At 70.8% G+C, this 12635-nt stretch carries 14 protein-coding genes; 6 read left to right on the top strand and 8 right to left on the bottom strand.

Translation table 11 applies throughout. From position 1 onward, the window contains the following. The first annotated feature begins 94 nt into the window (after positions 1-94). A complete protein-coding gene (locus tag ABD798_RS18865) occupies positions 95-562 on the top strand; it encodes a hypothetical protein (RefSeq protein WP_344876558.1) in 468 nt (155 codons plus the stop codon). Further along, positions 563-883 (top strand): transcriptional regulator, encoded by a 321-nt coding sequence (locus ABD798_RS18860; RefSeq protein ID WP_344876556.1) that lies wholly within the window; start codon positions 563-565, stop codon positions 881-883. Between the two features lie 4 nt (positions 884-887). On the opposite strand, the gene ABD798_RS18855 is transcribed toward ABD798_RS18860, so the two are convergent. Further along, positions 888-1367 carry a winged helix-turn-helix transcriptional regulator gene (locus tag ABD798_RS18855; protein WP_344876554.1) on the bottom strand — a complete coding sequence of 160 codons (480 nt, stop codon included), beginning with the start codon at positions 1365-1367 and terminating at the stop codon, positions 888-890. 87 nt (positions 1368-1454) lie between these two features. Between ABD798_RS18855 and ABD798_RS18850 the strand changes: the two genes are divergently transcribed. Beyond that, the gene (locus tag ABD798_RS18850; RefSeq protein WP_344876552.1) at positions 1455-2192 is read left to right on the top strand and encodes a DUF899 domain-containing protein; all 738 of its coding nucleotides are present in this window, start codon (positions 1455-1457) and stop codon (positions 2190-2192) included. Here ABD798_RS18850 and ABD798_RS18845 read toward each other — a convergent pair. The 3 genes from ABD798_RS18845 to ABD798_RS18835 form a co-directional block, all read right to left on the bottom strand. Beyond that, on the bottom strand, positions 2185-4101 hold the full coding sequence (locus ABD798_RS18845; RefSeq protein ID WP_344876550.1) for a glycohydrolase toxin TNT-related protein: 1917 nt from the start codon (positions 4099-4101) through the stop codon (positions 2185-2187). The two genes, ABD798_RS18850 and ABD798_RS18845, sit on opposite strands and share 8 nt — an antisense overlap. Before the next feature lie 162 nt (positions 4102-4263). Further along, entirely contained in the window at positions 4264-4947 is a 684-nt protein-coding gene (locus tag ABD798_RS18840) for a MerR family transcriptional regulator (protein ID WP_344876548.1), read from the bottom strand. After that, on the bottom strand, positions 4944-6332 hold the full coding sequence (locus ABD798_RS18835) for an aminotransferase-like domain-containing protein (RefSeq protein WP_344876546.1): 1389 nt from the start codon (positions 6330-6332) through the stop codon (positions 4944-4946). Before ABD798_RS18835 ends, ABD798_RS18840 begins: the two co-directional genes overlap by 4 nt. Between ABD798_RS18835 and ABD798_RS18830 the strand changes: the two genes are divergently transcribed. Next, positions 6331-7563 (top strand): aminotransferase class V-fold PLP-dependent enzyme, encoded by a 1233-nt coding sequence (locus ABD798_RS18830; RefSeq protein WP_344876544.1) that lies wholly within the window; start codon positions 6331-6333, stop codon positions 7561-7563. The genes ABD798_RS18835 and ABD798_RS18830 overlap by 2 nt on opposite strands. Here ABD798_RS18830 and ABD798_RS18825 read toward each other — a convergent pair. Continuing rightward, positions 7548-8603 carry a Gfo/Idh/MocA family protein gene (locus tag ABD798_RS18825; RefSeq protein WP_344876542.1) on the bottom strand — a complete coding sequence of 352 codons (1056 nt, stop codon included), beginning with the start codon at positions 8601-8603 and terminating at the stop codon, positions 7548-7550. The two genes, ABD798_RS18830 and ABD798_RS18825, sit on opposite strands and share 16 nt — an antisense overlap. A gap of 45 nt (positions 8604-8648) precedes the next feature. On the opposite strand from ABD798_RS18825, the gene ABD798_RS18820 reads away from it, so the two are divergent. Beyond that, the gene (locus tag ABD798_RS18820; RefSeq protein ID WP_344876540.1) at positions 8649-9332 is read left to right on the top strand and encodes a TetR/AcrR family transcriptional regulator; all 684 of its coding nucleotides are present in this window, start codon (positions 8649-8651) and stop codon (positions 9330-9332) included. On the opposite strand, the gene ABD798_RS18815 is transcribed toward ABD798_RS18820, so the two are convergent. Next, positions 9239-9922 carry a hypothetical protein gene (locus ABD798_RS18815; protein WP_344876538.1) on the bottom strand — a complete coding sequence of 228 codons (684 nt, stop codon included), beginning with the start codon at positions 9920-9922 and terminating at the stop codon, positions 9239-9241. The genes ABD798_RS18820 and ABD798_RS18815 overlap by 94 nt on opposite strands. Before the next feature lie 66 nt (positions 9923-9988). Further along, on the bottom strand, positions 9989-10816 hold the full coding sequence (locus ABD798_RS18810; protein WP_344876536.1) for an EamA family transporter: 828 nt from the start codon (positions 10814-10816) through the stop codon (positions 9989-9991). 54 nt (positions 10817-10870) lie between these two features. On the opposite strand from ABD798_RS18810, the gene ABD798_RS18805 reads away from it, so the two are divergent. After that, complete coding sequence (locus ABD798_RS18805) at positions 10871-11410, top strand: TetR/AcrR family transcriptional regulator (protein WP_344876534.1); 540 nt, start codon at positions 10871-10873, stop codon at positions 11408-11410. Between the two features lie 404 nt (positions 11411-11814). Here ABD798_RS18805 and ABD798_RS18800 read toward each other — a convergent pair whose 3' ends face one another. Beyond that, positions 11815-12537 carry a class I SAM-dependent methyltransferase gene (locus ABD798_RS18800; RefSeq protein ID WP_344876532.1) on the bottom strand — a complete coding sequence of 241 codons (723 nt, stop codon included), beginning with the start codon at positions 12535-12537 and terminating at the stop codon, positions 11815-11817. Positions 12538-12635: the final 98 nt, after the last annotated feature.

The raw sequence follows: 12635 nt of genomic DNA, 5'->3' as shown, positions 1-12635 counted from the left end.
TTCTCTCGCGCGCTGACTCCCGGCCCACGGCCCTTCCCCTGCGTCGCTCTACCTGCTACTTTCCCCTCAGGAAAGTAGATGCCTGGGGGGAAACATGGTGGAGCGGATCGATCCGGAGGACGCGGCGCGCGCACTGGCCGATGTCGAGCGCCGCCGGGTGCAGGTGGCGCGGGCGAGCAGGGTTCGCTGGTGGATGTGGCCCGGGCTCTACGTGTTCACGTTGCTGATCGGAGGCTCGGTCGAGCTGTTCCCGCTGCCGATCGCCATCGCGGTCATGGCAGTGGCGATCTCGCTGCCCCTGGTGCTGCTGCGGGTGCGCCAGCGCCGTCCTGACCTGGCCGCCCGCCTCGGCATACCGGTGATCCACCGTGCCAACCGTCCTTCGGAGAACGCGTTCGGCGCCGCCGGCATCATCACCGCGATGTGCGTGCCTCAGGTGGTCATGTTGGTGTTCTTCCCGATCCACGGCTTCGCGCGGACCGCGGTCCAGCTGTTGATGACGACGCTCATCCTGATGGCCTTCTACTACCGCTGGCTCGCGATGACGAGGAAGTCGCGGTAGATGGCCTACGTTCCCGCCAAGCTCGACCAGGTGCTGCTCGACCCGACGCGGTTGTCGATCGTCGCGTTGCTGGCGGCGTCGGAGTGGTGCGAGTTCGCCTTCGTCCGCGACTCGGTCGAGCTGAGCGATTCCGCGCTGTCCAAGCAGATCAGCACGTTGCGCACGGCTGAGCTGATCGAGGTGCGCAAGGGCTACGCGGGCAACCGGCCGAAGACCTGGGTCAGGGCGACGGCCGAGGGCTGCGCACGGCTCGACGGGCACGTGCGCGCCTTGCAGGACATCGCGACCCGGGCTGCCGAGCGCGCGGGGGAGTCCGGCTGAGCGCTCAGCTCGTGCGCGGCCTGCTGGGATCGCGTGGCGGACGGCGGTCCGGGTCGGCCCCGGGTCCGGCGACGGCGACCACCTCGGGGGCGGTGGGCTGCTGAGCGCAGTCCTCGCACCGTGCGTGCACGTGCACCGGCCCGCCGCAGTCCTCGTGCTCGAACAGGATCGGCGGGCCCTTCGGCGCCAGCCAGCGATCACCCCACTCGGTCAACGCGATGATCACCGTGCCGAGCTGGCGGCCCTTCTCGGTGAGCAGGTAGTCGCCGTCGCCACCGCGCCGCATGAGCCCGTCGGCCACGAACCCGTCCAGCCGCTTGGCCAGGATGTTCGGTGCCACGCCGAGCCTGCGCTCGAAGTCGGAGAAGCGCCGCATGTCCGCGAACACCGCGTTGCGGATGATCAACAGGCTCCACCGCTCACCGATCAGCTCCAGCGCCCGCGCCGCCGAGCAGTTCTCGCGTTCGTACGTCCGACCCAGCACGCCTCGATGATCCGCCCTCCACTTGCGTGATGCAAGTCGCGCTCCTAGCCTGCTTGCATCACGCAAGTTCGAGGAGCGGAGGACGTCGTGGACCGACCGGTGATCGTCAGCAGGCACGAGTGGCTCACCGCCCGCCGGGAGCACCTGGCTCGGGAGAAGGAGCTGACCAGGGCGCTTGACCGGCTCAGCGCCGAGCGCAGGCGGCTGCCGATGGTGCGGGTCGGCAAGGACTACCGCTTCACCGGGCCCGACGGCGAGGTCGGCCTGCTCGACCTCTTCGAGGGGCGGACGCAGTTGGTGCTCCAGCACTTCATGTACGACCCGGCGTGGGACACGGGGTGCGGCAGCTGCACCGCGATGGCCGACGACCTCAGCGACGGCGCGCGTGCGCACCTGGCGTCGCGGGACACCTCCTTCGCCGCGGTCTCCCGCGCTCCGTACGCGAAGTTGGCCTCCTACAAGGAAAGCCGGGGCTGGACCTTCCCCTGGTACTCCGCGCACGGCAGCGACTTCAACTACGACTTCCGGGTGTCGCTCGACCCGGCGGTGACGCCCAACAACTACAACTTCCGCGAGGGTGAGGAGCTGGTCTCGGCGGGAGAGGAGTGGCTGGTCGACTACGTCGGCGAACAGCCCGGGGTGAGCGCGTTCCTGCGCGACGGCGACGAGGTCTTCCACACCTACGCCACGTACGGGCGCGGGGTGGAGGTGATGATGCACGCCTACAGACTGCTGGACATCACCGCGCTCGGGCGCCGCGAGGACTGGGCGGAGCCGAAGGGCCCGCACCCGGCCGACCCGAGCTTCACCAGCAGCGCTAGCTGAGGGCGGTCAGGCTCCCGTCGGCCAGGTGCGCCTCGATGGATTTCGGGAGCAGATAAGCGGTTCCGCCGCCAGGCTGCTCGTGCCACGGCACGACCTGCCCGGTCAGCACGCGCAGTTCGCGGGCGATCCGGTAGCGGTGCGGTCCTTCGTGCAGGCGTTCCGGGCGCAGCGACATCGCGCTGAACTCGGTCCCAGCGGCGAAGGTGAGGTTGCCCGCCGGCGCTCCGTAGCGGTCTATCTCCTTGCCGGGCAACAGAACCACGATGCGCTTACCGGCGAGCAGCGTCAGCGGGGGCTCGCCCGCGAGCGGCTGGACGGGCCAGTCGTTGAGCGCCCACGTGGTGTTCACGTCGCGACCGCCGGCGCGCAGGCTGGACGGCGTCATGGCCAGCATGCCGAGCAGGTAGGCGCCCGCGTCGCGCAGTGAGGCGAAGCGGTGGGCGTTGCGGGCTTCACCGCGTTCGTGGTCCGCGACCCGCCAGGCGTCCTCGACGCGTTCCAGGCACAGCGCGCCCTCCGCTGCGGCGAGCAGGCGATAGGCCTCCGGGATCGCGCCCAGCTCGCTCAGCCGCTCCTCGATGAGCGCGAGAACCCTGCGGTCGCGCTCGGTCAGCTCGGGAGATTCCGGCTTCGTGACGGAGACTTCTCCGGTGAGCGCGGTGTAGGCGGCTCCGGCCTGCTCCGCGTCGAGCTGGGGGAGCGCGTGGCCGTTCTCCCGGATGTGCGCGAGGAACTCCGGCTCAAGTGGGACTCCGTGCTTGGCCAGGTAGTGCGGCACCGACGCGGGCCAGATCCACCGGCCGTCGGTGTGGAAGCCCTCGGGCACGTCCGGAGTGCTCGACGGCGCGAACAGGTCACGGGAGAAGCCGCGGCCGACGACGAGCGCGTGCGCCTCGTTGAGGTAGTCGAGCACCCGCGCCCGCTCTTCCTCGGGCACCGGCGGGCGGTTCACCACGGGGCGGCCGTCGGCGTCGCGGCGGTCGAAGACGCGCGCGTGCTTGAACAGCGGAGCGACCTCCGCGACCCGCTCGGCGTTGGGCAGCAACGCCTTCATCCACGCGGGGACCTTCTCGGCGGCCCTCGGGAACGTTTCCAGCTCGCTGAGCACGTCCATCCGGTGCGGCGTCTGCCGCCAGCGCGTCTCCTCGAAGTCGTAGTTGATCGTGGTCTTGAGCGGGTACTCGATGACCAACCGGGCCGCCGTCCACGTGCCGACGCCCTCGCGGTAGGTGTCCTTGCGCAGCTGGGCGAACAGCTCGCCGAGCCGGCGCGGCGGTTCCCAGTCCCGCAGCTGGCCGTCGATGCCGAGGATGTGCCCCACCAGCTCCACGTGGTTGCCCACCGCCCGGTAGACCGCGCGGATCTGATCGCGGTCGGTGGGCGCGTGCATCACCAGCAGGTCGCCGATCCTGCGCTGGGCCTCCCGCTGCGCCTCGATGCCGAACGGCGCGGTGCGCGGCGGCAAGGGCGGCATGCCGAGCACGGCCCTGAGCCAGTCCGGGACGCGCTCCTCCGGTCTCGGGTAGGTCGCGAGGTCCTGCGCGTGCACGCCCGGCGGGACCGGCGGTGACCACAGCGGGTCGTGGTCGTAGTTGAAGAAGACGCGGAACTCGCCGGGCGGGTTGACCACGTAGCGCGCCGACAACCACGCGCCGCGCTCCGGCCGGTACATCAGGTGGCGCAGCTCGACCATCGCGCGCGTCGCCCCCTGCGGCGGCGTGACCTGCGTCGACGACCCGTCCGGCATGAGCACCGCGAGCGCGGAGCCCTGTGCGCCGACGACGATCCTGGTGGTCAGGTCGAGGCGGCGCCAGCCCTGGGGCACCACCTCCAGCAGCGACGCCCCCACCTGGTTCAACAGCTCGCCGTAGCGGCGTTCCCGGTCCTGATCGCTCAGCGGCTGCGACATCGTGTCCCTGCTTTCCACTGGTCTTCGGCCCGACGCATCGTAGTGAGCCACCCCCACCCATCCGCACCCGAAAGCCCTGAACGACCCGTTCAGGTACTTGAGCGCGCTGAACGACCCGTTCAGTGCGCTCACCGCGTCAAACGGGCCGTTGGCGGGCGGGGTTCAGCCGAAGATCTCGGTCAGCAGGGGCGCGGCGTGCTCGGGAGCTCGGACGCGCAGCTCCACGACTCCGCGCGCGAGCACGAGGGTGAACTCGAAGAAGGGACAGCAGGCCTGCTCAGCGGCGGCCAGCTCGGCCAGGGCGGCGCTGCGCGATGCGGGCAGGCGCAGGACCACTCCGCCGTCGACGTGCGAGCGGTCGGCGTCGGAGAGCACCTCCTTCCACCGCGCGATCCGCGAGGACTGCTCCTCGCCGTCGAGCGAGCACGCGATGGGCGGCGCGGGCTCGTGCAGGTAGCCGCATCCGGGACCGCAACGTCCCTCCGGCGCGGGGTCGTCGAGATCGCTCAGCGCGCGCCGCAACCGCTCGCTGAACGCGTCCAGCTCGGCGGTCCTGCGCTGCGCCTCGTCGATCCCGGCGAGTACCAGGGGACGCAGGCGCGCTCGCACGTCGGCGCACAAACCGTTCTCCCACACGGCCATCAGGTCGCGGATCTCCTCCAGCGGCAGGCCGAGGCGTTTGCCGGACTGGATGAACTCGATGCGCTCGACGGCGGTGTCGTCGTAGAGCCGGTAGCCCGACTCGGAGCGCCGCGCGGGCAGCAGTCCGGCCTGTTCGTAGAAGCGCAGCGTCGTCGGCTTGACCCCGACGCGGTCGGCGAGCTGGGAGATGCGGAGCGCCGTCATGGCTCGACGGTAAGCCTTCCAGTCGACTCGAAGGTCAAGCCCGAGCTGAGCCTGCGCGCGCCCTTGGCGAGATCGGAGAGGTCGGCGGCGGCAAAGCTCATGCGGAGGTACTCGCCCGGCGGTTCGGCGGCGAAGTGCTCGCGACCGGAAGACACCAGCACGCCGCGTGCGCGTGCGGCCTCGACAAGACCAGCGGCGGAACCGTGCACGCCGACCCACAGGTGCAGGCCGCCGAGCGGAAGCCGCACGCCGGGGATTTCCCTTGCCAGCAAAGCACAACGCTCACGCAGAGCCGAGGACAGCGTGCGCAGGTGGCGATCCCACGCGGGCGTGCTGAGCAGCTCGACGGCCGCCTCCTGCAACGGCCGTGACACGAAGAAGTCGTCGACGAACCGCAACGCGCGCAACCGTTCCAACACCGGCCCGCGCGCGAGCAGAGCACCGACGCGCAGGCTCGGCGCTGCGGGTTTGGTCAGCGATGTCAGGTACACCACGGTGCCGTCACGGTCGTCGGAGAAGAGCGGACGCGGCACGTGACCGCCGTGCCCGAGACAGCGCGCGAAGTCGTCCTCCACGATGAACGCCCCGGCGGCACGGGCGACGTCGACGACCTGGCTCCGCCGGTCTTCGCTGAGCACGGCGCCGGTCGGGTTGTGGAACGTGGGCTGGCAGTACACCGCACGCGCGCCGCTCATCGCGAAGGCGTCGGCGAGCAGGTCGGGACGGATGCCCTCCGCGTCGACGGGGACGGGCACGGGTCGCAGTCCCGCTGCGCGCGCGGCGGCAAGGGCGCCGGTGTAGGTGGGCGACTCGACGAGCAACGGGCTGCCGGGAGCCGCGATAGCGCGCAGCGCAAGGGAAAGCGCGTTCTGGCCGCCGCCGGTGATCACCACGTCGTCGGGCTCGCCCCCGGCCATCCGGGCGAACAGCGCGCGCAGCGGCAGCAGGCCGATCGTGGGCGCGCGGTCCCATGCGTCGGGACGGCGGGCGGCGCGGGCGAGCGCGGAGGCCAGTGCGCGCGTCGGTTGCAGCGACTCGTGCAGGTAGCCGCCCGCCATGGTGATCGTGCCCGGCGGGGGCGAGGTGAGCAGGCCGGAGACTCCGCGTGTGTCGATGCTGCGCCCGGCCAGCGCGACGGCCTGCCAGGACGTGTCGGCCTCCTCGGTCCGCGCGCGGCGCCGGGCGACGAACGTGCCGCTGCCGGGCCGCGTGACGACCACGCCCTCCGCCGCGAGCAACGCGATTGCCCTGGACACGGTCACCGGGCTGACCTCGTGGCGACGCACCAGATCGCGGCTGCTCGGCAGGCGGTCACCGGCCGCGAGCCGGGCGATCTCGCGGCGCAGGGCTTCGACCAGCGCCGCGATACTGCTACTCTCGGACATGAGACATCAGAGTAGCGCTTCTCTGCGGAGCCCGGAACCGCTTCTCGACGTCGCGGCGCTGCGTGCGGACACCCCCGGCTGCGAGTCGGTGATCCACTTCAACAACGCGGGCTGCGGCCTGCTCGCCACGCCGGTGCTGCGCGCCATGGTCGAGCACCTGGAGCTGGAGGCGTCCATCGGCGGCTACGAGGCGTCGGCGCTGCGTGCGGAGGCGGTCGAGGACTTCTACTCCGCGCTCGCCGAGCTGATCAACTGCGCGCCGCGCAACATCGCCTTCGCGGGCAGCGCGACGCACGCCTACAGCCGCGCGCTGTCGGCGATCCCGTTCCAACCCGACGATGTCATCTTGACCACGCGCAACGACTTCATCTCCAACCAGATCGCGTTCTTGGCGCTGCGCAAGCGATTCGGCGTGCGGGTCGTGCACGCTCCGGACCTGCCGGACGGCTCCGGCGTCGACGTCGACGCGATGGCCGCGCTGATGCGCCGACTCCGGCCGAAGCTGGTCGCGGCGACCCACGTGCCGACGAACTCCGGCCTCGTCCAACCGGTCGCCGAGATCGGCCGCCACTGCCGCGAACTCGGCCTGCTCTACCTCGTCGACGCCTGCCAGTCGGTCGGGCAGTTCGAGATCGACGTCGAGGAGATCGGCTGCGACCTGCTCACCTCGACCTGCCGGAAGTTCCTGCGTGGGCCTCGCGGCTCCGGCTTCCTGTACGTCTCCGACCGGGTGCTGAGCGAGGGCTACGAGCCGCTGTTCATCGACATGTACGGCGCGCGGTGGGCCAGCCCCGAGGAGTACCGCCCCGTCGACACGGCGGCGCGCTTCGAGGAGTGGGAGTTCCCGTACTCCACCGTGCTCGGGTGTGCTGCCGCCGCTCGCTACGCGCTCCAGGTCGGGCTCGGGGCGATCTCGCGCCGCACCCCCGGCCTGGCGGCTCGCCTGCGCGCGGGCCTGGCGGAGATGCCCGGGGTGCGGCTGCTCGACGGGGGAGCGCGTCCGGCCGCGCTGGTCACCTTCGAGATCAAGGGCTGGCAGGCGAAGCCGTTCAAGAAGGCGTTGGACGCGCGCGGCATCAACTCCGCGTTGAGCTTCCGCGAGTTCGCGCAGTTCGACTTCGCCGACAAGGACGTCGAGTGGGCGTTGCGGCTGTCCCCGCACTACTACAACACCGAAGAGGAGGTCGACGCCGTCGCGGCAGCCGTCGCCGAGCTTCAGCGGATGGCTTGAGGCAGACCGGTTCTCGCGGACAGCTCGATCGACGCGAGCAACCGGTGGTGCCTGAGCGCCGTCTCAAAGCTCGGGTGGGGCTGCCGTCCGTCCGCGATGGCCTGCGCGATTTCCTTGTACAGTGCGGAGATCCTGACGTTCGGCCCCTGCTCCGGCGGCCGGGTGAAGCTCACCGGTTCGCCGTCGACCGCGACCGCCCAGTCCGTCCAGTGCATGTACATGCCGGGTGTGGCGGCGGTCGCGGTCAGCACCCCCTCGCTGCCAACGAACTTGAGCAGGAATCCCTCGGGGCTGTGCCCGCCGCCGTGCACGGTCACCGAGGCTTCGGCGCCGCTCTCCAGCCGTCCGCGCACGAGCACGTGGCTGGGCTGCTGGTTGGGCACGGTCCGTCCGGTTCCGGCCACCCGCACCTGCTCGTGCAGGCGGGGCAGTTGCGCGGTGACCTCGCGCCAGCGGCCCGCGATCCGCTCCACCGTCGCGAGGAAGTGGCCAGCCATGATCGTCAGGATCGAGCTCCCCGCGGCCGGATCGAGGCTCCACTCCAAGGCCTCTGGCAGCGTGCCCCCACCGAAGGGGTCACCCGCCGCGACCACCGACACGGACTCGATCTCGCCGATCCGACCCGCCGCGAGCAGGTCGGCGACGAACGCGGCGTCGGGGGAGTGGTAGCCCTGCAGGACGATCCCGTGCAGCACTCCGGCTTCCGTCGCCGCCTCGGTCAGCTCGCGGGCCTCCTCGGCGCTCACGCCGAGCGGCCACTCGGAGACCACGTGCTTGCCCGCCGCCAGCGCGTCCCTGATCACCGCGGCGTGCTCGGGCACCTTGACCGAGACCACGACCAGATCGACGTCGGGGTGCGCCGTGAGTGCGCGCGCGGAGGCGAACGCGTGCCGCACGCCGAAGGCCGCCGCCACGTCGTCCGCGCTGTTCTGCCTGGTCGTGGCTACTGCGGTCACCTCGAACTCGGGCAGTCCGGTGAGCACGGGCAGGTGTGAACCCGCCGCCCAGCCGCTGGCGCCGACGACTCCGACCTTGATCATTCCGGTTCCTCCCAGTTGTGTACCATGCGGTATATAACCATAGTAATGTACCGATGGGTATACAACTGGGAGGGGAATGCCGTGCCCGGTGGCCGCCCACGCGCCTTCGACATCGACGCCGCGCTCGACCTCGCGCTGGAGGTGTTCTGGCGCAACGGCTACGACGGAACCTCGGTGGCGGAGCTGACCGCCGCCATGGGAATCACCAAGCCGAGCCTCTACGCGGCCTTCGGCAACAAGGAGGAGCTGTTCACCGCCGTGCTCGCTCGCTACGTGGAGGGGCCGGGCGCGTACGCCGCCGCCGCGCTCGACGCGCCCACCGCGCGTGAGGTGATCGAGCGCTTGGTCCTGGGCGCGGTCGACCTGACAGCGGAGTGCCCGGGCTGCCTGACCGTGCGCGCCGTGCACGCGGCTGGGCCGGAGGCGGCGCCCGTACGAGAGGCCGCCGTCGCACGCCGCAAGGCGGGGGAAACGGCTCTTCGCAGGCGTTTGGAGCGCGCGAGCGATCTGCCCGACGGCACTGACGCGGCCGTGCTGGCGGCACTGGTGCACACCGTCACCGACGGGATCGCCGTCCAGGCCGCCGCCGGACGCGGGCGGAAGGAGCTGCTGCGGATCGCCGAGCAGGCGCTGACCTACTTCGCCAGCAGTTCCTCGGCGACCTTGAACACGACGGACTTGGCCGTCTCCACGGGAAAGGCCGAGTCGCCGAAGAATCCCTTGTCGTGACCCCAGTACTTGATGAGGTAGTAGACGGCTCCCTTGCGCGCCACCAGGTTCGCCTCGGTCGGCGACGTCTGCAACGAGGAGGGGTCCACGAACGTGGCCTCGTCGGCACCCGCGAGCGGCCTGTCCAGTGCGATCGGGTCCCTCGCGGCGCCGCTGTAGGAGCCCCTGGCCTGCTCGACGTCGCGCTCCGGCAGGCGGTTCACGCCCCGGAAGTCGTAGACGTGGATCTGGAGCTTGCGGGTGTCCTTGCCGTCCTTGCCCCTGGTCTGCTCCCAGAAGCAGTTGCTGTGCTTCATCCCGCGTGCCCTCGGCGGTTCACCGGCGAGGCGGAAGCTGCTGACCTTGGCCTCCTGCCGCAGTCCCGCGCTGATGTCGCACTGCGCCACCGGCTGCCCGCCCGGACCGCCGCCGGGGTCCTCGCCGGAGCTGTAGTTGAGGTACAGCACGCCGAAGTACCCGCCGACGCCCAGCACGAGGACCGCGATCACGATGCCCACGATGAGGCCAGTGCGCTTCTTCCTCGGCGGCTGGTGCGGTTGCCATTGCGGCGGTGGTGACGGGTACTGCTGCCAGTTCGACGGCGCGTTCACGGTCGACAAACGTGGCCAGCACCGTCCGGATTGTCAAATTCTCGTTCAACCGCTCCATCTTGCGAGCTAGAGGGAGACGAGGAGGACTCCGGCCACCACGGCGGTGAGGCCGGTGGTGCGGCTGAGCGTGAGGCGTTCGCGGAGGACGAGGACGCCGAGCAGGACTCCGACCACGACGTTGAGGGTGCGGCCGGTGGCGACGGCGCCGATGGGCTCGATGGCCATGGCGACGAGGACGAGGCAGTAGCTGGCCGGGGCGAGCAGTGCGATCGGCAGTGCGCGCTGCCACTGCGGCAGCACGGAGCGCAGGCGTCGGCGGGGCGCGAGCACGGCGGTGAGCACGACGACCTGGCCGAGGCTCGCGACGGCGAGGTAGGGCAACGGGTGCACGCCGAGCGACGCCATCGCGTAGCCGTCCCACAACGTGTACGCGCAGCTGCACGCGGCGACGGCAAGGCCGAGGAGCGAGCCGCGCGCGAGGCCGTGCCCGGGACGCACGCGATCCATGATCAGCACGCCGGCGAGCACCGCCGCGACACCCCACCACGCCCGGGGTGAGGGCGGGCCGGTCCACGGGATGACGGCGAGCGTGACGAGCACGGGGGTCATGCCCCGGCTGACCGCGTACACCACGGAGAACTCGCCCTCGCCGTAGGCCCGTTGCAGGACAACGGCATAGGCGGTGTGCAGCACCATGCTCACCAGGCCGGGCCACCACTGCGCGGCGAGCGTGCCGTTCGCGAGCGACCACACCACCAGGGCGAGTGCCACAGGTGTGGTGATGACGGCGTAGAGCCAGACGAACTCCGGCCCCTTCTGGTTCGAGGACTTCACGAGGAGGTTCCACGACGCGTGGCACACGGCGGCGGCCGTCAGCAGGAGTAAGGCGATCACGTAGACAGTGTCTACACGACTAGGGTAGACGGCGTCTACAACGGAGGGGCGGGCATGGGGGAGGACGGACTGCGGCACCAGCTGCTCGACGCGGCGGGGCGGATTCTCGACGAGAGCGGCATCGAGGCCGTGACGATCCGCGAGACCGCGCGCCAGTGCGGCGTCTCGCACGGCGCGCCGCGACGGCACTTCCCCTCACGGGCGGTGCTGCTGGGCCACCTCGCCAAGCGCGTCGCCGGAGAGCTGGCCGAGGAGTTCGACGCGACCGACGGCGACCCGCTGCGGCTGGCGGAGGTCTACGTCGCGTTCGCGGCGCGGCGACCGCACGCCTTCGACCTTCTGCTGCGGCACGACCTCCTCGAAGCTTCCGGGGCCGACCTGCGGTCCACGACGCTTCCCCTGGTCGCACGCTGGCGCGACGCGTGGTGTGCCCGGCACCCCGCCGACTCCGGCACGGACGCGCTCGTGCGGCTGACCGCCGTGCACGGCATCGCGTCCCTGGTGTCCCACCGGGCGCACGAGGTGGTGGGTCTTGAGCCGGGAGAACTACTCGGCCGAGTCCTGCGCTCCGGGAATTTCTCGGAAGGGATGTGAGAACGGGGTCACTGCGCGCACGTGGCGGTCGCGGTGTCCGACGTGCACGATGATCGGCTGCAACCAACCCGCCCGACGGCACCCACACCTGGACCACCCCGAGCGGCAAGCACCACTCGACCGCCCCCTTGCAACCCACGCCCCGCAAGCCACCGCGTTCGCCAGTCTTCAAGACCCGCAAAACCCACAGGAGCAACGGGTTTGGGGTGGTTAGCGATGATCAACAGGGGGGTTTGGTGGTCTTGAAGACGCCTCAACCCGGCCGGAACGTCTAGCGGGGCCGGGACGAAGGCACGTGCGCGGCAGTGCGAGTGCGCCGAGCGTCAGCAGCGGGCTTCACGCACCCATGATCGATATGAGCGGCTCTGCCGGGTATGCGACCGGGGACGGCGAGTTCAGCCTCGTCAGTCGCGGCTGGCCATGAAGACGAACTCCCGTCCGGGGCGGTCGGGAGCGTCCCGGACGTCGCGCACGCGGTAGCCGAGCGCGGTCAGCGTCGCCTCCTGCTCCTCGCGGGTGCGGAAGCGCAACGTCGAGTCCGATGCCACGACCTCGCCGTCGGCGAAGCGGTAGGTGTAGCGGAAAGACACGAGCGGCAGGCTCACGTCGGTCACCTCGCGGCGCTGCTCCACCGGTCCGAAACCGGGGACGTCGAGCACGGTGGGTGCGGTGTCGGCCGCCCAGTCCTCCCAGGCGCGGCGCTCGGGCCGCCTCGACTCGTACACCAAGTACCCGCCGGGACGCAGTGCGGAGTGGACGCCGCGCAGGGTCGCGGTCCAGGCCTCGTCGGTGAGGAAGACATCAGCCACGTTGGCGGTCATGGTCGCGAGGTCCGCGGTGAAGGGCGGCAGCGCGGTGGCGTCGCCGTGCACCCATCTCACGCGGCCCTCCGGGTCCTTCGCCCACGCGACCTCCAGTGAAGCGGCGGCGGGCTCCACGCCCATCACGGTGCGCCCGGTCCCGGCGAGCAGGAGCGCGAAACACCCTGTGCCACAACCGATGTCGAGCACGCGCTGAGCCCCCAGCTCGTCCGCGATGCCGATGTAGGACGTGAGGTCCTCGCGTGAGCCGTCGAAGGCGTCGTAGATCGGGGCGAGGCGCGTGTGAGCGAAGATCGCGTCAGGCATCCTCCGACACAACCACGCGTCACTTCGTTCGGCGAGTCAATTTCACCGCTGGAATTCGCTTCTCGGGGACTGCGTCGAAGGAGCACGCGTGCCAGCGG

It is taken from the genome of Allokutzneria multivorans (genome assembly GCF_039537405.1).
GTDB classification, from domain to species: Bacteria; Actinomycetota; Actinomycetes; order Mycobacteriales; family Pseudonocardiaceae; genus Allokutzneria; species Allokutzneria multivorans.
This window is presented reverse-complemented; position numbering and strand designations above follow the sequence as displayed.

Excerpts from the sequence above, each read along its gene's own strand:
- ABD798_RS18865 (WP_344876558.1), top strand. The coding sequence starts at position 95 with ATGGTGGAGCGGATCGATCCGGAGGACGCGGCGCGCGCACTGGCCGAT.
- ABD798_RS18860 (WP_344876556.1), top strand. The coding sequence starts at position 563 with ATGGCCTACGTTCCCGCCAAGCTCGACCAGGTGCTGCTCGACCCGACG.
- ABD798_RS18845 (WP_344876550.1), bottom strand. The coding sequence starts at position 4,101 with ATGTCGCAGCCGCTGAGCGATCAGGACCGGGAACGCCGCTACGGCGAG.
- ABD798_RS18840 (WP_344876548.1), bottom strand. The coding sequence starts at position 4,947 with ATGACGGCGCTCCGCATCTCCCAGCTCGCCGACCGCGTCGGGGTCAAG.
- ABD798_RS18830 (WP_344876544.1), top strand. The coding sequence starts at position 6,331 with ATGAGACATCAGAGTAGCGCTTCTCTGCGGAGCCCGGAACCGCTTCTC.
- ABD798_RS18835 (WP_344876546.1), bottom strand. The coding sequence starts at position 6,332 with ATGTCCGAGAGTAGCAGTATCGCGGCGCTGGTCGAAGCCCTGCGCCGC.
- ABD798_RS18825 (WP_344876542.1), bottom strand. The coding sequence starts at position 8,603 with ATGATCAAGGTCGGAGTCGTCGGCGCCAGCGGCTGGGCGGCGGGTTCA.
- ABD798_RS18820 (WP_344876540.1), top strand. The coding sequence starts at position 8,649 with ATGTACCGATGGGTATACAACTGGGAGGGGAATGCCGTGCCCGGTGGC.
- ABD798_RS18805 (WP_344876534.1), top strand. The coding sequence starts at position 10,871 with ATGGGGGAGGACGGACTGCGGCACCAGCTGCTCGACGCGGCGGGGCGG.
- ABD798_RS18800 (WP_344876532.1), bottom strand. The coding sequence starts at position 12,537 with ATGCCTGACGCGATCTTCGCTCACACGCGCCTCGCCCCGATCTACGAC.